Raw genomic sequence first — 19,306 nt, 5'->3', positions numbered from 1 at the left:
ACAAAGCGGCGCCGGGCTTCACAGCCCGGCGCCGCTTTTTTGTCCGCTCCCCGCCGTATCAGTGGTTTGCATAACCCCAGCGACTGGTCAACTCATGCTCGACACCCAGGTGGTCGAGGATGCGGGCGACCATGAAGTCCACCAGATCCTCGATGCTTTTGGGTTCATGGTAGAACCCTGGCGCCGCCGGCATGATGGTCACGCCAAGACGGGCAAGCTTGAGCATGTTCTCCAGATGGATCGCCGAGAAGGGGCTCTCCCGGGGCACCAGAATCAGCTGGCCCCGCTCCTTGATCACCACGTCCGCCGCGCGCTCCAGCAGGTTGTCCGAGGTGCCGTTGGCAATGGCCGAGACGGTGCCCATGGAGCAGGGGCAGACCACCATCTGTTTGGGGGCCGCCGAGCCGGAGGCCACCGGCGAGAACCACTCCTCCTTGCCGCAGGCGACGATCTGACCCTCTTTGGCACCATATTGGCGACAGAGGTACGCCGACAGCTCCCTGGGGGAGCCCGGCCAATCCTGCTGCTGCTCGGTCTTGAGCACAACCCTGGCCGCCGAGGAGGCGAGCAGGAAGACCCGATAGTCCGCCTGCACCAGGCATTCCAGCAGGCGCAGGGCATAGGGAGCGCCGGAGGCGCCGGTCAGCGCCAGGGTGATGGCCTTGTTCATGATGCGCTCTGCAGCTCCTTGAGGCGGGCGATCAGCTTGTCGTGAATGCCGCCGAACCCGCCGTTGCTCATGATCAGAATATGATCCCCTGAGCGGCTCTCGGCCACCAGGGCGCCAATCAGGGCATCAAGGGCCTCGAATACCCGGGCAGGCCGTGTCATGTGGGCCGTCACCTCTCCCAGATCCCAGCCGATGTTGGGGGGCTGGAAGAAGAACACCTCGTCGGCACCGTCGAAGCAACCGGCCAGCTCCTCCTTGTGAACCCCGAGCTTCATGGTGTTGGAGCGGGGCTCCAGCACCGCCAGGATGCGGGCCTTGCCCACCTTGGCGCGCAGTCCACCCAGGGTGGTCTCGATGGCGGTGGGGTGGTGGGCGAAGTCGTCATAGACGCTGATGCCGGCCACTTCCCCTTTCAGCTCCATGCGCCGCTTGGGGGACTTGAACTGGCAGAGGGCGTTGATCCCGTGCTCCACCATGACACCGGCATGGCGGGCGGCGGCGATGGCCATCAGACCGTTGTTGACGTTGTGCTCGCCGATGCACTCCCAGTGCACCTCCCCCTGTTTCACGCCATCCAGCCACACCTCGAAGGCGGAGCCGTCATCGGCCAGCTTCACCGCCTTCCACTTGGCGTCGTCCTGACCCACCAGCTCCACCTCGCTCCAGCAGCCCATCTCGCGCACGGCGGTAAGGTTGTCATCGCCTTTGGGGAAGAGCACCCGGCCGTTGCTCGGCACGGTGCGCATCAGGTGGTGGAACTGGCGCTGGATGGCGGCGAGATCCGGGAAGATGTCGGCGTGGTCGAACTCCAGGTTGTTCATCACCAGGGTGCGCGGGTGATAGTGGACAAACTTGGATCGCTTGTCGAAGAAGGCGCAGTCATATTCGTCCGCTTCAATCACAAAGAAGGGAGCCGAGCCGAGACGGGCGGAAACCGGGAAGTTGCCCGGCACGCCGCCGATGAGGAAACCGGGTTCCAGCTTGGCATACTCCAGCACCCAGGCCAGCATGCTGGCGGTGGTGGTCTTGCCATGGGTGCCCGCGACGGCCAGCACCCAGCGATCTTTCAGCACGTGCTCCAGCAGCCACTGGGGGCCGGAGATATAGGGCAGATTGCGGTCCAGCACATATTCCACACAGGGGTTGCCACGGCTCATGGCATTGCCGATCACCACCAGATCCGGCGCCGGATCGAGCTGAGAGGGGTCGTAGCCTTCGGTCAGTTCGATGCCCTGTTGCTCGAGCTGGGTGCTCATGGGGGGATAGACGTTGGCGTCAGAGCCGGTCACCCGATAGCCAAGCTGTTTTGCCAACACCGCCAGACCACCCATGAAGGTGCCGCAGATCCCGAGAATGTGAATGTGCATACCGCTGCCTTTTCCAGTAAAGGGAGTGCGCATTCTAGGGTCTGTTGACCCGGTGGCACAAGCCGCGCCCATGGGGAGCGAAGGCATCGGCGCCCGCAGACGACAGAAATCGGGCAAGCGCGGGGAAAAGCTCCCCTCAATCGGGCAAGCGCGGGGAAAAGCTCCCCTCCGCCACGCCACCCGGCCCTTGAAATATGGTCATTTGACGGGACATCGCTATAATGTCGGCCTGCAAACTTGACTCCAACACTCAAAGGAAACGTCATGAGCCTGAACCTGGTACCGGCCGGCAAGAGCCTGCCTGACGACATCTACGTCATCATCGAAATCCCGCAGAACGCCGACCCGATCAAATACGAAGTCGACAAGGACAGCGGCGCCATCTTCGTTGACCGTTTCATGTCCACCCCGATGTTCTACCCGTGCAACTACGGTTACGTGAACGCCACCCTGTCCCTGGACGGGGATCCGGTCGACGTGCTGGTTCCGACTCCCTACCCGCTGCTGGCCGGCTCCGTCATCCGCTGCCGCCCGGTCGGCGTGCTGAAGATGACCGACGAATCTGGCGAAGACGCCAAGATCGTAGCCGTACCCCACTCCAAGCTGACCAAGCAGTACGATCACATCCAGGATGTGAACGATCTGCCCGAGCTGCTGAAAGCCCAGATCCAGCACTTCTTCGAGCGCTACAAAGAGCTGGAAGCAGGCAAGTGGGTCAAGGTGGAAGGTTGGGGCGACAAGGCCGCTGCCGAAGCCGAGATCAAGACCTCTGCCGAGCGTTACGCTGCAAAATAAGCGTATTCCTCGCAAAAAAGGCGCCTTATGGCGCCTTTTTTATTGGTCGTTGCGGGGACGCTCCGGGGGGATCCCCCTGGATATAGAGGTCGCGCCCGTTTTGCCGATAGGGGCGGTAATACTCATCACCGCAGCGATATTCCTGACCGGCACCTCCCACCAGATCGCAGTTGACCGGCAGCACCTCCAGCCACTTGATGGCCTGCTGGAAGCGCAGCCACTCCTGCCATTCATGCTCCCGGGCCAGCTGATCCCGCAGGGCGAAGGTATCCGCGCTGGACAATCCCTGATTGACGATGACCTGCCCCGCCAGCGCCGGCGTGGCCACCAATATCAGCAGAAACCGTGAAACAAGCTTCATGATGATTTCCCCCATGACTTATTTCCTGAATTAAATTTAAAGTCAGATCAGATAATTACCAATATATCTGTCACCAGACCAATCCAAATGCCGGTCACTCACCTAGTTGTTTATTATCAACCCAGGCGGAGGCGCACCATGAAACTGGCACAAGGCTTTCTGTGCAGTCTGCTCTTCGGCACCATGGCGCAGGCCAACGAGATCAACCTGAGCTGGCAGTGGCAATCTGCGGATGGTCAGCAAAAGCACCTGCAATTGACGGCGGATGAGCGCACCTTTTCAGCCAGCCGTCACGAGATGACACAGCTCGACACCGCCCTCAACTTCCCGCTGGAAACACTCTACTCCTACATCAGTCCGCGCCTCTACAACAGCATCAACCAGATCAACCAGCACAGCCCGGAGACGGCCACCAAGTTCCGCAACCTGGAACAGGCCTTTACCCTGCACGACAGCAGCCTCGAATCCGCCCAGTTCTGGCAGGCCTACCGGCAATATCAGGAGGACGCCTTCTACGAGATGCGGGTCCAGCCCTGCGTGCACCCGGCCAACCAGAAGCTGCCCTGTGTGCGCCCCAACTACTCCCAGCTGTTCTATCAGTTCAAGGGAGACCTCAAACCCCTGGCACAGCAGTTTTCGGCCAAGGATCTCGCCACCAGCGTCACCCTGCTGCAGGAGTGGCTGAGCGGCATCCCCACCCCGCCCGAGCAAATGGACCACTTCGCTCCGCCCTTGCAGGCCCTGCAGGACAACAAGGCCGACAGCGACGAGAAGGCGCTGCTCATGGCCAGTTTGCTGGCGGAGCTGGCGCCCCAGTACAGCCTCAGCATCATCTATCCGAACATCAGCATCGGCAGCGTCTCGCCGGCCTGGCTCGCCATCACGGCCGACAGCGGCCTTGAGGGAGACACCCTGGTGATCGGCAATCAGCGCCACGTGCTGCTCACCGGTTCTCCCCTGCTGGCCCAGCAGATGACGATGGCCCAGATTCCCTTGATCAGCGAACCGCTCTACTAGCCTCTTCTGACCATCACTTGCTTTTGATGGATGACATGCCATCCTTGCCGCCGTCATTGGGGGGATGGCGCCCATGTTGACAAGATCACCGTCGCACCCTGCATTATTTAACACTTTTTAAACAGATCCGATCAGTTTAGGATGTTCAGGGTCCCATTCCCTCGACCCAAAAATCGTTATAACATCACAAAGGAGTGTCATCCGGATGAAACATCTCGTGCTTACTCTGGCGCTGCTGCCAACCCTGGTCATGGCCCACAACATCAAGGAATCAACCCAGGTGCCGCTGGTCAACATCAGCGACAAGGGGGAGCTGGTGCTCAAGGAGAAGGAGATCAGCTATCAGCCCTGGCAGAGCAAGGTCCTGACCGGCAAGGTCTTCCTGATCCAGCACATCGCGGGTCGCTCCAGCGCCAAGGAGCTCAATGCCCCCATGATCGAGGCGATCAAGGCGGCCAAGCTACCCCACGACAAGTACCAGACCGTCACCATCATCAACAGCAATGACGCCATCTGGGGCACGTCCGGTTTCGTGAAGAGCAGTGCCGAGGACAGCAAGAAAGAGTTCCCCTGGTCCGCCATGGTGCTGGATGCCAAGGGGATGGCCCGCAACGCCTGGGCGCTCACCCCGGAAAGTTCGGCCATCATACTGCTGGATAAAGAGGGCAAGGTGCTGTTTGCCAAAGATGGCCAGCTCGATGCCGCCGAGATAACCAAGGTGATGGGGCTCATCCAGTCCCATCTCTGAATCAGAGAGAAGGGCGCTGATGGCGCCCTTTCCACAAGGGTCTATGGGTCGTTCCACACTGACAATCTGGGTGTTGCTGCTGGGCTGGTTGTGGATGCAACCGGCGCTGGCACAGCACCCTCTTGAAGCAGCCCTGCCCGATCACGGTCATGCCTGCACCCTCTGCGTCCTGCATCTGGATGGCAAGCTGGCACTGACGCCGACCCCCGTTCTCCCTCCCCTCTCCTCTGGCATCGACCGGTATATCGGCACTCCCCAACCGAGGGCGGCCACCGGCACCACGGGACATCGCCGTATCCGCGCCCCACCGCCCCTTCATTGTTTCTTTTTTTGAACCAATCTTTTCTCTATTTATTCAAAAGGATTAACGATGAAAGCAGTCACCCTGTTGCTGGCCGCTGCCGCCTTCGGCGCCCAGGCCAATCACGACGAACACGAAAGCCACAGCCACGGTGCCCATGAGCACGGTCACGGCCACCTCAACCTGGTACTCGACGGCAACCAGTTGATGATCGAGTTGCAGGCCCCTGCCGCCGATCTGGTGGGCTTCGAGCATGCCGCCAACACCGATGAGGAGAAAGCGCAGTATGCCAAGGCGGTGGCCCGCCTCCAGCAGCCCGACGCCCTCTTCCGTTTCGACCCGGCCGCCGGCTGCAAGCTGACCCAGCAGGAGCTGCAGGCCGCCAAGGAAGATCATGACCATGACCATGACCATGAGCACGAGCACGAGCACGAGCACGAGCACGAGCACGAGCACGAGCACGACAAGGCTGATGGCGCTCACGATGAACACCATCACGACGACGCGAGCCATGCGGACATGGGAGCCATGTACACCTATACCTGCGCTACCCCGGCCAAGCTCACCGGGCTGGAGGCCACCCTGTTCAGCCTCTACCCGAGCCTGGAGAAGCTGAGCGTGCAGGGCATACTGCCCACCGGCCAGACCGCCGCCGAACTGACTCCGTCCGCCAACAAACTGGGCTGGTAACACCATGAAACATGCCGTGGTTGAGATCCGTGATCTGGCCTTTGCCTGGCCGGGTCACGAAGCCGTCCTCGATCTGCCCGCCCTTCGCATCCACGAGGGTGAGCGCGTCTTCATCAAGGGCCCATCGGGTTGTGGCAAGTCCACCCTGCTCGGGTTGCTGGCCGGTATCCAGACCGCCAACCACGGCACCCTGGAGGTGCTGGGCCAGCCCCTGGCCCGGCTTTCCGGCCGCGCCCGTGACCAGTTCCGGGCGGCCAATCTGGGGTACATCTTCCAGCAGTTCAATCTGCTGCCGTTTCTCTCGGTGCAGGACAACGTCACCGCTGCCCTCACCTTTTCACCCGCCAAGCGGGCCCGCCTGACAGGGAGCCCCGAGCAGGAGGCGCGCCGCCTGCTGGCAGAACTGCAACTGCCGGATGAGGCACTCCATCGCCCCGTCCACGCCCTCAGCATCGGCCAGCAGCAGCGAGTCGCCGCCGCCCGCGCCCTGATAGGCTCCCCTCCTCTGGTGATCGCCGACGAGCCCACCTCGGCCCTGGACACCGACAACCGGGCCGCCTTCATCCGGCTGCTGTTCGAGGAGTGCGACAAGCAGGGGTCTACCCTGGTCTTCGTCAGTCACGATCCCTATCTGGAGCCCCTCTTCCCCCGGGTGGAGAACCTGCAACAGCTCAACCGGAGGGCGGCATGACCACACGCCATCATCTCGCAGCCCGTCCGGCCATCTCCCCTTCACTGCGGAGGCTTTCATGCTGAAACTCGCCCTGCAAAGTCTCTGGGCCCGTCGCCTCACCGCCGGGCTCACCCTGCTGGCCGTCGCCATCAGCGTCACCCTGCTGCTCGGGGTGGAGCGGGTGCGCAGTCAGGCACGGGACAGCTTCGCCAACACCGTCTCCGGCACCGATCTCATCGTCGGCGCCCGCTCCGGCCAGGTGAACCTGCTGCTCTATTCGGTGTTTCGCATCGGCAACCCCACCAACAACGTGGGCTGGGACTCCTACCAGGCCATCAAGGCCAGGCCCGGTATCGCCTGGACCATCCCCTTCTCCCTTGGCGACTCCCACAAGGGGTTTCGCGTGCTCGGCACCAACGGGGACTACTTCACCCACCTGAAGTACGGCCAGCAGCAGGCGCTCGTCCTGCGCGAAGGCCGCCCCTTCGAAACACCGTTTGAAGCGGTGCTGGGTGCCCAGGTGGCCGAAAAGCTCGGCTATCACCTGGATCAATCCATCGTCATCGCCCATGGCGCCGGCAACACCTCGTTCAGCCAGCATGACAACATGCCGTTCAAAGTGGTGGGGATCCTAGCCCCCACCGGCACCCCCATCGATCGCACCATTCATGTGCCGCTGGCGGGCATAGAGGCGATCCATCTGGGCTGGGACACCGGTCGTCACAGCAAGAACGTGACCCCGGAACAGGCGATGGCGCTGGATCTCACCCCCAAGACCATCACCGCCTTCATGGTGGGGCTGAGCAACCGGATCCTGGCGTTCCAGTTGCAGCGCAGCGTCAACACCTATCCCAGAGAGCCCCTGATGGCCATCCTGCCGGGAGCCGCTCTGCAGGAGCTCTGGGGGCTGATGAGCGTGGCGGAGACCGCCCTGTCGGTGATCGCGGGCTTCGTGGTGGTGGCGGGCCTCATCGGCATGCTGACCACCCTGCTCGCCGGCCTCAACGAGCGGCGCCGCGAGCTCGCCATTCTGCGCTCCCTGGGGGCGGGCCCTGCCCACCTCTTCCTGCTGCTGGCGCTGGAGGCGATGGCGCTCACCACGGCGGGCATCGCCCTCGGGGTGGCCGCGCTCTATCTCGGTCAGGGGCTTGCTAGCCCCTGGCTGCTCAGCCACTATGGCCTGCAAATGAGCCTGGGTCTGCCGAGCGCCTATGAGTGGCAACTGCTGGGCCTGGTCTGGCTGGCGGGCATGGTGATCGGGCTGCTGCCTGCCGCCCGCGCTTACCGCTACAGCCTGAGCGAAGGCATGAGCATTCGCGTCTGACCCGACGCATCCGACCAAGAGAGAAGAACAGATGATGAAGTGGAAAATAGTGGCGCTGCTGGCCAGCCTGCTGGTACTGCCTGCCATGGCCGCAGATTACAAGACCATCGACTGGGATATCCTCATCCCGGAGGGGGAAAAACTGCTGCCACCGCCCCAGGTCAGCCATGATGGCGACTTCTCCTCGGTGCCGCAGCCGGTGGGGGGCGTCAACAAGAAGCTGGACAATCAGGAGGTGCGGATCCCCGGGTTCGTGGTGCCCCTGGAAGGGGATGCCAAGACCATCACCGCCTTCCTGCTGGTCCCCTACTTCGGTGCCTGCATTCACGTGCCGCCCCCGCCCACCAACCAGGTGATCTACGTGAGCTACCCCAAGGGGGCGCCGGTGGATGACCTCTGGGACGCCATCTGGGTCAAGGGCAAGATGCACACCGTCAGCTCCAGCCACGAGATGGCCACCGCTTCCTACTCCATGGACGCGGTCGAGGTCAGCGTCTACGAAGAGTGAGCCCCTGATGGCCTCCCCCGGGAGGCCATTTTTTTATCCCGTGACGACCCCGGCAAAGGGATTGTTCATGGATCTGGTTGGAGTAACATTCACTACCAGACCTTGCCATCACGGAGCCAGCATGGCTGACCTGCCCCCCAAGAAAGAGAGTTCCATCCTGAGCAGCCAGGAGCAGACCCTGCGCCTGGCCCGCAGCCGCGGCATCGATGGCATGCTCACCCGCAACAGCGACAGCACCTTCGAGCAGCGCGCCACCTTCCGCCAGCTGGCGGAGCAGGCCACCCGCCAGCGCAATCTGGAATCCATCATGGTGATGGCCGCGCGCCACTGCGAAGAGACTGCCGCCGGCGGCGAGATAGACAGCGACTGGCTCACCCGCTTCCTGCAACTGGCCGAAGACATCAGCATGACCCCCATGCAGCAGTTGTGGGGCCGCATCTTCGCCCTGGAAGTGGCGACCCCGGGCCGCTTCTCCATCCGGGCCCTCAACACCCTCAAGGAGATGACCCAGCGCGAAGCCCAGCTGTTCCAGCGCATCTGCGCCCTCTCCTGCCACTACGAGGGCAGCGACGAGCAGCGTCTGCTGCTGGGCATGCACAAGGGGGCCAGCCTGCTCAGTCGCGCCAAGGTCACCCGAATGGGGCTCGGCAAATACCGGGTGCCCTACAGCGCCCTGCTGCTGTTGTGCGATCTCGGGCTGCTGCACCGTGGCGAACTCGAATCCGGCCCCCTGCCCGCCGACGGGGTCGAGCTGGCCTTTGGCAACCAGCGCTGGCGTCTGCGCCAACGCCAGAGCAACCTCACCCTGCTCTATTACCGGCTCACCCCCGTAGGCAACGAGCTTGCCCTGCTGCTGGACGAGCCCCCCCTGGAGGAGTACCTGCAGGATCTGAAGACCCTGCTCTCCACCCATCTGCAGATAGAGACCCAGATACCGGCCCCGGTCAGCGAGCCGGATCTGCCCGTCTGAGGCTGGCGGAGGCCCCGGCCCCGCCTTGCCAAATTGCGAAACCCGCCCCGCCATTGCCAAAACGGCTCCCAAAAAGCGAATCCTGACGGCAGGGGCGGACGCGAGCCCGGGCCATGTTCCCCCCACTACGGGTTTGAGCGCAAAAGAGACATATAGAGCGCAATTTAAGCGTTTTTGGGCACTCTGGTGTACGAATTGCAACCAGACTCTCTTTCCTCTGTCAGGCAGGAAGTACCATGAGAGTCAATCAACCCGTTACCCAGCGTGAGCGCCTCTACCCGTCGCAACAGAACCTGATTTCCACCACGGATCTGGAGAGCCGCATCACCTATGCCAACGACGAGTTCTGCCAGATAGCCGGCTTCACCCTGGAGGAGCTGCAAGGGGCTCCCCACAACCTGGTCCGCCACCCCGACATGCCGCCCCAGGCGTTTGCCGACATGTGGCGCCATCTGCGGGAAGGCAAAAGCTGGATGGGCCCGGTCAAAAACCGCTGCAAGAACGGGGATCATTACTGGGTCAACGCCTTCGTCACCCCCATTCAGGACGCAAGCGGCAAGGTGGTGGAGTACCAGTCTGTGCGCACGGCGCCGGACGACGCGATCAAACAGCGTGCGGAGCGGGTCTATGAAGAGATGCGCCGCGGCAAGACCCCCCGGGCCCTGCGCCTGCCCACCTGCTGCCACACCCTGGGGATCCACCTCTGCCTGATGGCACTGCTGGCCAGTCTGGTCACCCTCGGCTATCAGCACGGCCCGGGCTGGCCACTGCTCATCGGCGCCCTGCCCCTGGTGGTTGCGCTCGTCATCTGCCAGATCCTCTCCCGGCGCCTCGCCCGGCTGGAGACCCTGGCCCGCCACCGTTTCGACAACCCCTTGATGCAACTGCTGTATACCGGCCGGGTCGATCGTCTGGCTGCCGTCGAGCTCGCCATGAAGATGAACCAGGCCGAGTTCAATGCGGTGCTGGCCCGCACCCAGCAGACCTGCCAGCAGATCGTGCAGGCGGCGCAGACGGATCTGAACAATGCCGAGTCCATCACCGGCAACCTGCAGCAACAGCAGGCCCAGACCAACCAGGTGGCGACCGCCATCACCGAGATGACGGCGTCCATTCGCGAGGTCTCCCACAGCTCGAGCGCCTCCTCGGACAGTCTGGACAACACCGCCGTGCTGTTTCGGGAGGGCAATCGCAGCGTGCTCGATACCGTGGCGGCGGTGGAAGGGGTTCACGGCGAGCTGCTCACCTCCCGCGCCGTGATAGAGGCGCTGGCCAGCCAGTGCCGCGCCATCGACGGCATCCTGGACGTCATCAACAACATCGCCAACCAGACCAACCTGCTGGCCCTCAATGCGGCCATCGAGGCGGCCCGGGCGGGCGAGTCCGGTCGCGGCTTCTCGGTGGTGGCGGACGAAATCCGCACCCTGGCCATCAAGACCCAATCCTCCACCGGCGAGATCCAGCAGATGATAAGCCTCTTGCAGGCCAGCGCCGACGATGCCCAGCAGGCCATGGCGCAAGGGGAACAGCTCTCCGCCAGTTGCCGCCTCAAGGCCGCCGCCACCGGCGATATCCTGCAACAGATAAGCGAACGCCTGTTGCAGGTGACCGCAGGCAGCAACCAGATAGCCCAGGCGGTGCAGGAGCAATCCCTGGTCACCCAGGACATCCACCACAGCGTGCTGGACATCAAGCGTCTGGCCGATGACTCCAGCCAGGGCAGCCGCCACGCCGTGCAGGGCATCATTGCGCTCGTGAAGCAGCTCGGGGACCTGGAGCGGCTGGTACGCCAGTTCCAGAAAACCGCCCCGGCGAGCCAAAGCCGCTACGAAGTGGCTGCCACCCGTGCCGTTCCGGTGCGCCAAGCCAGATAACCACTACACAAACCATCACCGCAGCAAAACCCTATGGACCAGCAGGCCCATAGGTTTTTTTAATGCCCGCCAACAAGAGACGACACTGCTGCTTCAACGTCCGATTTTCCTCTGTGTTGATGGGCCGCTGCGGTTAAGCGGTTATATCACCGTGCGTTATTTATTAATTTATTGATCTTGCTCAGAAAGCTACAATCTCCCCCTTCCTTACCAAGTTCCGTTCGGTAACATAGCCGCTTGGAGGCCTCTCATTAGAGTCAACCATGAGCTAGGCCAATGCATTCGCTGTCTTTCTAAACAGTGGCAATGGTTACGCAAATAGAGGACGTCAAGCGAACACGTTCAGCTTCAAAGACTCTCATGCAATCAATTGATTTAAAATGTCATTTCTCATATTCCCTATCAGAGCGAAATGGAGTTAGATGGAAGGCGGTATTAATGTGTTAGTACCGTATCCTCCATCTAATCACTGTTCGGCGTCATAGGTATCTGCCAAACCCCAATGAATCAATGAAAGCTCGCTTGAACCGTCTCACTGCGCCTGTCGTCTGGCCCAATCATCGCGTGTTGCCTAGATACGACTGAAGTAGCGTTAATCAAACTTGTACCAAATAGACACCAATATCCAATCGCGGGGGACGTCGATGTCACTTGATTTACTCACAAAAGAGGAGCTGCTCACCGCCGCCCTCGCTACGAAGCGTCCTGTGGCGTTTCTTGTTGGATCGCCTCTTTCGCTGAAGGACGGTATCGGGGTGCCGGGCGTCACCGAAATCCTCGATTTTGTTCGAGCTGAGATTCGTGACCGAGTTGCCTTTGCCCTACCGCGTTTTGAGACTGCGCTGGCTGGCAAAACGGGTGGTGACGCTTACCAAGAGGCGATGAAGTGGCTCGGCAAGAACGCAGGACAAGATGCCATCAACGACGTTATCCAGACCGCTGTCCTAAAAGCCCGAAAGGCTGGAGTCGGCGAACCACCGAAGGGAACGGACGGACAGCCAGACGAATGGAGTATTCCTTTGGGCACGGCGAGCCTCGGTGAGATGGTGGCTAGAGCAAACGAGCGCTTCCTTGGTCCTATTCTGACCACCAACTTCGATCCGCTCATATCCTTGGCAGTTCGGAACGCTGGCGGCCGATCTGGTCGGCGCGTTCTGGCTGTTGACGGAACCTTAGCTGGTGCTGCCGAGGATGAGCTCGGCATGTGCACTGTCGTTCATCTACATGGCTACTGGCGCGACTCAGACACGCTACATACTCAGGCGCAACTAACCAACCCTCGACAAAAGCTGACAAAATCCCTGCAACGCCTCCTCCAAAGACGCACGCTCATCGTCGCTGCCTACGGTGGTTGGGATGACGTCTTCACCCAGGCGCTCATCGAACTCATGAACGACGAGCAGGCACCGCTTGATGTTATCTGGTGCTTCTATGAGTCCGACGTCGACAAGGTGAAGGCCAAATACGGGAAGCTGCTCGCTGCCGTCGAACCCGCCACCGTCATGAATCGTTTCCGGGCATTCGGAGGCATCGATTGCCACAGCATCTTCGGTGAAATCCTTTCGACGTTACGGGGCATGACGCCAGCTGTCGCAGTTCCCTCGGTCGTTTCGCCGCTAGCCGGATGGGAACTCGTAGATGCCGCTTACCTGAGAATATTGCCACCGCTCAGACCTGAAGAGGTCGTCCGATACTTCGACGGCGCGACACCCACTTGGCGGCACGCGACTTGCGCAGACATTCCTAGCCGGGCCGCAGTCGCAGAAATCGGACGCCGCCTCGCGGAAGCCCGGAGTTCCAAAGCCGCCTGTTCGCTTCAACTCATTCGTGCCGCCGGAGGCGAAGGCAAGACCACGCTTCTCCTGCAATCGGCTGCCGCAGCGGCGAAGGACGGTGGGTGGAATGTCCTGTGGCGCACGACTCCTCGTGTCGGCCTGCCCCCTGAGCACATCCACACTTTGGATCCGACCAAACACTGGCTCGTCGTCGCCGATGATGCTGAAAATCTAATTCATGACCTCAGCGAAGCATCCCGCCTCCTCCACGAAGCGGGACGCTCCCATGTCCACTTCCTCCTCGCCTCCCGCGACACCGACTGGCGCCACTTCCACGGTGACCGCCAGTCTTGGGGCACATTGCTGAAGCAGCATCCCGACATCCTTCTTCGTGAATTGCGGGACGGCGACGCGAACATTCTGATTGAAGCGTGGCGAAAATATGGCAACGACGGATTGCGCGAGCTCGCAACCCTTTCGAGTCCCGAGCGGCAGATTGCCGCACTCCTTGCCGCTGTTCATGGAGCCGCTGGCGCCCGTGACGAAGGCTCATTCTTTGGTGGATTGCTCGCCGTGCGTTTCGGGCCAGTCGGTTTGAGGAATCACGTTGTCGCCTTGCTTAGCCGATTGAGGGAAGTTCAGATTGCGAACAGCAACCGCAGCTTGTTCGACGCACTCCTTTACGTCGCTGCGTGTCACGCGGTCGGTATCCCTGGCATTGATGAAAATGTTCTCGCTGACTTGCTTGGTGTTGAGCGGGATTGGGTTCAGACGCTTGTCGTCATTCCACTCGGCGAAGAAGCCGCCGCCGTCCGAAGTGCGGGCCATGTGCTGACCCGACATACCAAGGTGGCCGCCACCATTTTGGTAGCCGCAGAACAAGATATCGGCGTGGATATTGCGGAGGTTTGGCGTGCCATTGTCAGGCAGACTGTGCAAACGAGCAAGGACGGTGGAGTCAGTCGTCAAACACACGCCAAGATTGTTCACGCGGGCCCACGGCTACAACGCGAACTACCGCAGCAGTTCACCGAGCAACGCCGAAAGGAAATAGCCGTCGCGGCGGCGAAGGCGCGTACCACAGCGGAGCCTGACCGGCTTTGCGCTCTTGTTGACCTCGGCAAGATCTACCGAAATGCGGGCGACCGTCCGGCTGCCGTGGAGATGTTCCGGCAAAACATCGGCTCCCTCTCGTCCAAGGTCGATTTTCAGTCCGATGTGCGAGGCTATTGGTATGAGTGGGGCGTGGCTGAAGGCTCAGCCGGGAACGATGCCACACGCCGCGCCGCTGATGCATGGCTACAGGGCTTGTCACTCGCGGATCACCTAAAGACAGCGCCAATCACCACCGAGCAAGCCAAGTTGAGTTGTGCGGGCCTCGGTGTCGCCTTCGGCAAGCTCTCGAAACCTCTGCCCGACTGTCCGTTTGCCCGCGCCCGGCGTGCCGCTGCGTATCTTGGCCGGCTCACAACCTCTGACTCCAAAGCCCTCGGCTACTTCGAAAAGTATGACCGCGAGGCCGACAAGATCGGCACGCCTCATCCGAAGAACTTCGAAGAAGCTGTCGTTTGGCTGACAACCGCTGTCGTCCAAGCAGGTCGCGAACTACAAGACCCGTTCCTGAAGGCCCTGCTCAGGCCTGAGCAAGTCTCCTTCAACATGCTCCGCGAATTCCTCAACCCCGCCCCGCCGCCTAGACCGCGCGCTAAGCCATACGTACCGACACCTGCTCCACAAGCCCGATCAATCGCTGAGGCGGGGCACGTACTGGCGCAGCTTTCTAGTAGTTTTGAGGATCGAGTCAAAGCTGGCATTGAACGAGTGCTAACGCAAGCATGGGAAGCTGTCCCGATCGCTACAGCGGAAGAGGACCGTCTTAGCACCGCCAAGCGAAAGGCTACCGACATTATCAAACGCCTCTCTCCCGCGATCAGAAAACAGGTTGGCTCCCACTTTCATGCCGGGAATTGGGAAACCCTGAAATCACGCGACCCGCAAGGGTGACCTTTTGATTAGCCACTGGCCCACATCGCCTATGACGCCGAACACTGCGCTCAACACCGACGCCCTACATATCGCTTCGCGGTATTCCGTGCGCCGATTAACTCAACGTTAGGTCATGGTGGCGACTGTACCACCTAAAATGGTGTCCGTGATGGTTAGACCACTACATAGTTGGTAGACAATAAACAAGGGGGCAAACGCCCCCCTTGTTTATCAACACTCAACGCAGACAATCGACCTTAATCGATTAACCCCCGCTGCCGCAGAGCCGTCAGCAGCTCATCCACCAAGGCTTCCACCGGCTTGCCGGCGTTCAGCAGATGGACCTCGGGTTGCTCCGGGGCCTCGTAGGCGGAGTCGATGCCGGTAAAGTTGCGGATCTCCCCTGCCCGCGCCTTCTTGTAGAGCCCCTTGGGGTCGCGCTCTTCACAGACTGCGAGCGGCGCATCCACAAACACCTCGACGAACTCCCCTTCACCCAGGAGATTGCGCACCAGTTGTCGCTCGGCACGGAACGGCGAGATAAAGGCGGTGAGGACGATAAGTCCCGCATCCACCATCAGTTTTGCCACTTCGCCGACCCGGCGGATATTCTCCTGGCGGGCGGCGTCATCGAAGCCGAGATCCCCGCACAGGCCGTGGCGCACATTGTCCCCATCCAGCAGATAGGTGTGCTTGCCCGAGGCGGCCAGCGCCTGCTCCAGCGCCCCCGCCAGGGTGGACTTGCCCGCCCCGGAGAGCCCGGTAAACCAGATCACCAGCGGCTTTTGCCCCTTCTGCTCGGCCCGGCTCTGTTTGTCGACGGCATGCTGATGCCACACGATATTGCTCATCCAACACTCCTTGATTGGCGCTCACACCTCAATACTGACACTGTCCGCTACCGCGGGGAGCCGCCTCGCGATGAGGCGGCAAGGTGCTGATGCCCTGAGATTGCGCATGCAACCCCCCCTGATTGGCGCTCACGCCTGGATGCCAGTGCCCTGGCACTCCCCTGCATCATAAGCAGACTTGATAAAAGCTGCGTTAACATAAGCAGCCCTTAACACATCCCCCGGTATCAGACCTTAAAACGGAAACAGCAGGGGCACCATGACGATCACCCCGAGGCTGTAGGCCAGGGAGACCGGCAGGGCCAGCTTGAGATAATCCGGCATCTTGTAGTTGCCCGCCGCATAGACCATCAGGTTGGTCTGGTAGCCGTAGGGCAGGATAAAGCTGGAGCTCGCCCCGAACAGCACCGCCAGAATGAACGGCATGGTGGAGACATCCATGCTGAGCGCCAGCTGGAATCCCATGGGGAAGGCCAGCGCCGCCGCCGCGTTGTTGCTCATCAACTCCGTCAGCACCAGAGTAAACAGATAGATCCCCACGAAGGCGATAAAGGGACTGGCCCCGTTGAACTCCCCCATCAGCCAGTCGGCGATGAGCTTGGCCAGGCCGCTCTTCTCCAGCTGATCGGCGATGGCGAGCGCCCCGCCCACCACCAGCCAGATATCCAGCGGAAAGCGGCGGCGGATCTCGTCCAGGGTCAGGATGCGGGAGAAGAGCAGCACCACCAGCATCACCAGCAGCCCCTTGAAGAGCGGCACCAGATCGAACACCGACAGGGTCAGCACCCCGAGGAACCCCGCCACCACGGCGGCGCTGCGTGTGGCATCGAGCCGGGTGGAGGCCTCCAGCCCGCTCACTACCACGAACTCCCGGGAGAGGGACTTGTTGCCAGCAAACTTGGGGCCGGGGGCCAGCAGCAGGGTATCCCCTGCGTGCAGTTCAATCTGGCCGAGGCCGCCGGTGAGCTGGGTCTCGCCCCGGCGCACCGCCAGCACCACCGCATCGAAGTGGGTACGAAACTCCGCATCCTTGATGGTCTGCCCCACCAGGCGCGAGCTGTGGCTGACGATCACCTCCACCAGGTGCTGGCCGTTGAGACGGTGCTGGCCGTAGAGATCCAGCCCCTTGAGCTCCTGCAACACGCCGACGCTCTCCACGTCGCCGCAGAACAGCAGCATGTCCCCCTCGTGCAGCTCGTGTTCCGGCTGCACCGGGCAGATCACCTGGCTGCCCCGGATGATCTCGGCAAGATAGAGGCTTTTCAGGCTGCGCAGGCCGTTCTCCTTGACGCTGCGCCCGGCCATCGGCGAGCCGGGGCCCACCTTGGCTTCGAGAAAATAGCCGGATTCCCGGCTCATCTCGGTGTCCTGCTCCGGCAGATGGCGGGCAAACAGCAGCACGGCGATGAGGCCAGTCAGCAGGGTCCCCGCCCCCACCATGAAGAAGTCGAACATGCCGAGCGGCTTGGCCCCCATCTTGATGAGGAAGCTGTTGACGATGAGGTTGGTGGAGGTGCCGATCAGGGTCAGCACGCCGCCAAAGGTCGCCGCGAAGCACATGGGCAACAGCAGCCGGGAGGGCGCATGGTTGGGGTTGCGCTTGACCGCCCCCAGCATGGACGCCACCACGGCGGTGTTGTTGACGAACGCCGACAGGAAGGCGGTGGAAAACCACACCTTCACCAGCACCTTGTTGAAGGAGCCGGTGCCCACCAGGTTGGCAAACCAGCTCATGACCCGGGTCTTCTCCACCGCGAGCGACACCAGCAGCAACAGCACCAGGGTCAGCAGGGCGCTGTTGGTGTAGCCCGCCACCACGGCGTTGATGTCCGCCAGGCCGCTCAGATAGGTGATGAGCACGGCGCCCGAGAAGAGCAGCGCCGGCCGGAGTTTGCCCTGGATCAGCAGGGCGACGAGGGCAGCCAGCAGACCCAGCACCAGGGATTGTTGCCAGGTCATGGGCTTACTCCTTGCCGGAATCGTTGCTGATGGTCAGCGCCTGCCAGTGGGGGAAGTGCTTGCGCACCAGGGCGTTGAGCTCCACTTCGAACTCGCTGTACTGCCCTGCCATCACCTTGGCCGCCAGCCCTTCCACTATCATGCCGGCACCGACGGTGACGTTGGTCAGCCGGTCGATGAGGATGAAGCTGCCGGTGTCGCGGATCTCCTTGTAGGGGTCGAACGCCACCGGGTCGGTCAGGCTGAATTCGCACAGGCCGATCTCGTTGAGCTTGAGCTCGGAGGCGGGCAGCTCGTCGAGCTTGTTGATCTCGATGCGGTGGCGGATGGCCTCCACCTGGCCACGGCTCTTCTTGGTGGCCAGCTTGACGTCATAGACCCGGCCCGGTTGCAGGGACTCTTCCCCCATCCAGACGATGTGAGCCAGCACGTTCTGGGTCACCTGGGGCTTTTTCGCCGCATCCACCAGCAGGTCGCCCCGGCTGATGTCGATTTCGTCCGCGAAGGTGACCGTGATGGCCTGACCCGGCAGGGCGTACTCCAGATCCCCGTCGAAGGTGACGATGCGAGTGACCGTGCTCTCTTTGCCCGACGGCAACACCGCCAGCTTGTCGCCCACCCGCAGGATGCCGGAGGCGAGCGTGCCCGCGAAGCCGCGAAAATCGAGGTTGGGGCGGTTCACGTACTGCACCGGCAGGCGCACCGGGTGGCGCTCCAGCTCGCGCTCCACTTCGGCAGACTCCAGCAAGGAGAGCAGGGTCTCGCCCTGATACCAGGCCAGCTTGTCGCTCGGGTTCACCACGTTGTCACCGTCCAGGGCCGAGACCGGCACGATGTGGATGGTGTCGACGCTGAGTTTCTTGGCGAATTCGCGGTAATCGGCGCTGATGCGATCGAACACCTCCTGGCTGAACTCCACCAGGTCCATCTTGTTCACTGCCACCACGAACTGCTTGATGCCGAGCAGGCTCGCGATAAAGCTGTGGCGGCGGGTCTGATCCAGCACCCCTTTGCGGGCGTCGATCAGGATGATGGCCAGATCGCAGGTGGAGGCGCCGGTGGCCATGTTGCGGGTGTACTGCTCATGGCCCGGGGTGTCCGAGATGATGAATTTGCGCTTGGCGGTGGAGAAATAGCGGTAGGCCACGTCGATGGTGATGCCCTGCTCGCGCTCCGCCTGCAGGCCGTCCACCAGCAGGGCCAGGTCCAGCTTCTCGCCGGTGGTGCCGAGCTTCTGGCTGTCGGACTCCAGCGCTTTGAGCTGATCTTCATAGATCTGCTGGGAGTCGTGCAGCAGGCGGCCGATGAGGGTGCTCTTGCCGTCGTCCACGCTGCCGCAGGTGAGAAAACGCAGCAGGCTCTTGTGCTGCTGGGCGTGCAGGTAGGCTTCAATGCCCTGTTCGCTGATAGCGGTCTGAATGTGGTTGTTCATGTTGC

At 61.8% G+C, this 19,306-nt stretch carries 17 protein-coding genes; 11 read left to right on the top strand and 6 right to left on the bottom strand.

Going from position 1 to position 19,306, the window contains the following annotated elements; genetic code table 11:
• Positions 1 to 58: 58 nt before the first annotated feature.
• Together BGO64_RS04500 and mpl are read right to left on the bottom strand one after the other, a co-directional pair.
• Positions 59 to 670, bottom strand: coding sequence for a flavin prenyltransferase UbiX (locus BGO64_RS04500; protein WP_042016310.1), 612 nt, complete (start codon positions 668 to 670; stop codon positions 59 to 61).
• Positions 667 to 2,037 carry a UDP-N-acetylmuramate:L-alanyl-gamma-D-glutamyl-meso-diaminopimelate ligase gene (gene mpl / locus BGO64_RS04495; RefSeq protein WP_286700252.1) on the bottom strand — a complete coding sequence of 457 codons (1,371 nt, stop codon included), beginning with the start codon at positions 2,035 to 2,037 and terminating at the stop codon, positions 667 to 669. Before mpl ends, BGO64_RS04500 begins: the two co-directional genes overlap by 4 nt.
• A 264-nt stretch (positions 2,038 to 2,301) precedes the next feature.
• Here mpl and ppa point away from each other — a divergent pair, with 264 nt between their 5' ends.
• The gene (ppa, locus tag BGO64_RS04490; protein WP_005335667.1) at positions 2,302 to 2,832 is read left to right on the top strand and encodes an inorganic diphosphatase; all 531 of its coding nucleotides are present in this window, start codon (positions 2,302 to 2,304) and stop codon (positions 2,830 to 2,832) included.
• Between the two features lie 25 nt (positions 2,833 to 2,857).
• On the opposite strand, the gene BGO64_RS04485 is transcribed toward ppa, so the two are convergent.
• Positions 2,858 to 3,208 carry a hypothetical protein gene (locus BGO64_RS04485; protein WP_201935742.1) on the bottom strand — a complete coding sequence of 117 codons (351 nt, stop codon included), beginning with the start codon at positions 3,206 to 3,208 and terminating at the stop codon, positions 2,858 to 2,860.
• 123 nt (positions 3,209 to 3,331) lie between these two features.
• On the opposite strand from BGO64_RS04485, the gene BGO64_RS04480 reads away from it, so the two are divergent.
• The 10 genes from BGO64_RS04480 to BGO64_RS04435 all read left to right on the top strand — a co-directional run bounded on the left by BGO64_RS04480 (position 3,332) and on the right by BGO64_RS04435 (position 15,077).
• Positions 3,332 to 4,210, top strand: coding sequence for a hypothetical protein (locus tag BGO64_RS04480; RefSeq protein ID WP_010675584.1), 879 nt, complete (start codon positions 3,332 to 3,334; stop codon positions 4,208 to 4,210).
• A 205-nt stretch (positions 4,211 to 4,415) separates the two neighbouring features.
• The gene (locus BGO64_RS04475) at positions 4,416 to 4,958 is read left to right on the top strand and encodes a YtfJ family protein (RefSeq protein WP_010675585.1); all 543 of its coding nucleotides are present in this window, start codon (positions 4,416 to 4,418) and stop codon (positions 4,956 to 4,958) included.
• A gap of 43 nt (positions 4,959 to 5,001) precedes the next feature.
• Entirely contained in the window at positions 5,002 to 5,292 is a 291-nt protein-coding gene (locus tag BGO64_RS04470; protein WP_080768013.1) for a hypothetical protein, read from the top strand.
• Between the two features lie 36 nt (positions 5,293 to 5,328).
• Positions 5,329 to 5,949 (top strand): DUF2796 domain-containing protein, encoded by a 621-nt coding sequence (locus BGO64_RS04465; RefSeq protein ID WP_286700251.1) that lies wholly within the window; start codon positions 5,329 to 5,331, stop codon positions 5,947 to 5,949.
• Positions 5,950 to 5,953: 4 nt separating this feature from the next.
• Positions 5,954 to 6,640, top strand: a complete 687-nt coding sequence (locus BGO64_RS04460) for an ABC transporter ATP-binding protein (protein WP_039040841.1) — start codon at positions 5,954 to 5,956, stop codon at positions 6,638 to 6,640.
• A gap of 58 nt (positions 6,641 to 6,698) precedes the next feature.
• Positions 6,699 to 7,946, top strand: a complete 1,248-nt coding sequence (locus BGO64_RS04455) for an ABC transporter permease (protein ID WP_286700250.1) — start codon at positions 6,699 to 6,701, stop codon at positions 7,944 to 7,946.
• A gap of 31 nt (positions 7,947 to 7,977) precedes the next feature.
• Entirely contained in the window at positions 7,978 to 8,454 is a 477-nt protein-coding gene (locus BGO64_RS04450) for a DUF3299 domain-containing protein (protein WP_010675589.1), read from the top strand.
• A gap of 121 nt (positions 8,455 to 8,575) precedes the next feature.
• On the top strand, positions 8,576 to 9,424 hold the full coding sequence (locus tag BGO64_RS04445; protein WP_286700249.1) for a TIGR03899 family protein: 849 nt from the start codon (positions 8,576 to 8,578) through the stop codon (positions 9,422 to 9,424).
• Between the two features lie 236 nt (positions 9,425 to 9,660).
• On the top strand, positions 9,661 to 11,298 hold the full coding sequence (locus BGO64_RS04440) for a methyl-accepting chemotaxis protein (protein ID WP_286700248.1): 1,638 nt from the start codon (positions 9,661 to 9,663) through the stop codon (positions 11,296 to 11,298).
• Between the two features lie 644 nt (positions 11,299 to 11,942).
• A complete protein-coding gene (locus BGO64_RS04435) occupies positions 11,943 to 15,077 on the top strand; it encodes a P-loop NTPase (protein ID WP_286700247.1) in 3,135 nt (1,044 codons plus the stop codon).
• A gap of 239 nt (positions 15,078 to 15,316) precedes the next feature.
• Here the strand turns inward: BGO64_RS04435 and cysC are convergent, their stop codons facing one another.
• The 3 genes from cysC to cysN form a co-directional block, all read right to left on the bottom strand.
• Positions 15,317 to 15,910 carry an adenylyl-sulfate kinase gene (cysC, locus tag BGO64_RS04430; protein ID WP_286700246.1) on the bottom strand — a complete coding sequence of 198 codons (594 nt, stop codon included), beginning with the start codon at positions 15,908 to 15,910 and terminating at the stop codon, positions 15,317 to 15,319.
• A gap of 234 nt (positions 15,911 to 16,144) precedes the next feature.
• Positions 16,145 to 17,869 carry an SLC13 family permease gene (locus tag BGO64_RS04425; RefSeq protein ID WP_286700245.1) on the bottom strand — a complete coding sequence of 575 codons (1,725 nt, stop codon included), beginning with the start codon at positions 17,867 to 17,869 and terminating at the stop codon, positions 16,145 to 16,147.
• 4 nt (positions 17,870 to 17,873) lie between these two features.
• Positions 17,874 to 19,301 carry a sulfate adenylyltransferase subunit CysN gene (gene cysN / locus BGO64_RS04420; protein WP_042864966.1) on the bottom strand — a complete coding sequence of 476 codons (1,428 nt, stop codon included), beginning with the start codon at positions 19,299 to 19,301 and terminating at the stop codon, positions 17,874 to 17,876.
• Between the last annotated feature and the right edge of the window lie 5 nt (positions 19,302 to 19,306).

This window comes from Aeromonas sp. 62-46 (assembly GCF_001898585.1).
GTDB classification, from domain to species: Bacteria; Pseudomonadota; Gammaproteobacteria; order Enterobacterales; family Aeromonadaceae; genus Aeromonas; species Aeromonas caviae.
The sequence above is the reverse complement of the archived record's forward strand: the minus strand, read 5'-3'. Positions and strand labels throughout refer to the sequence as shown.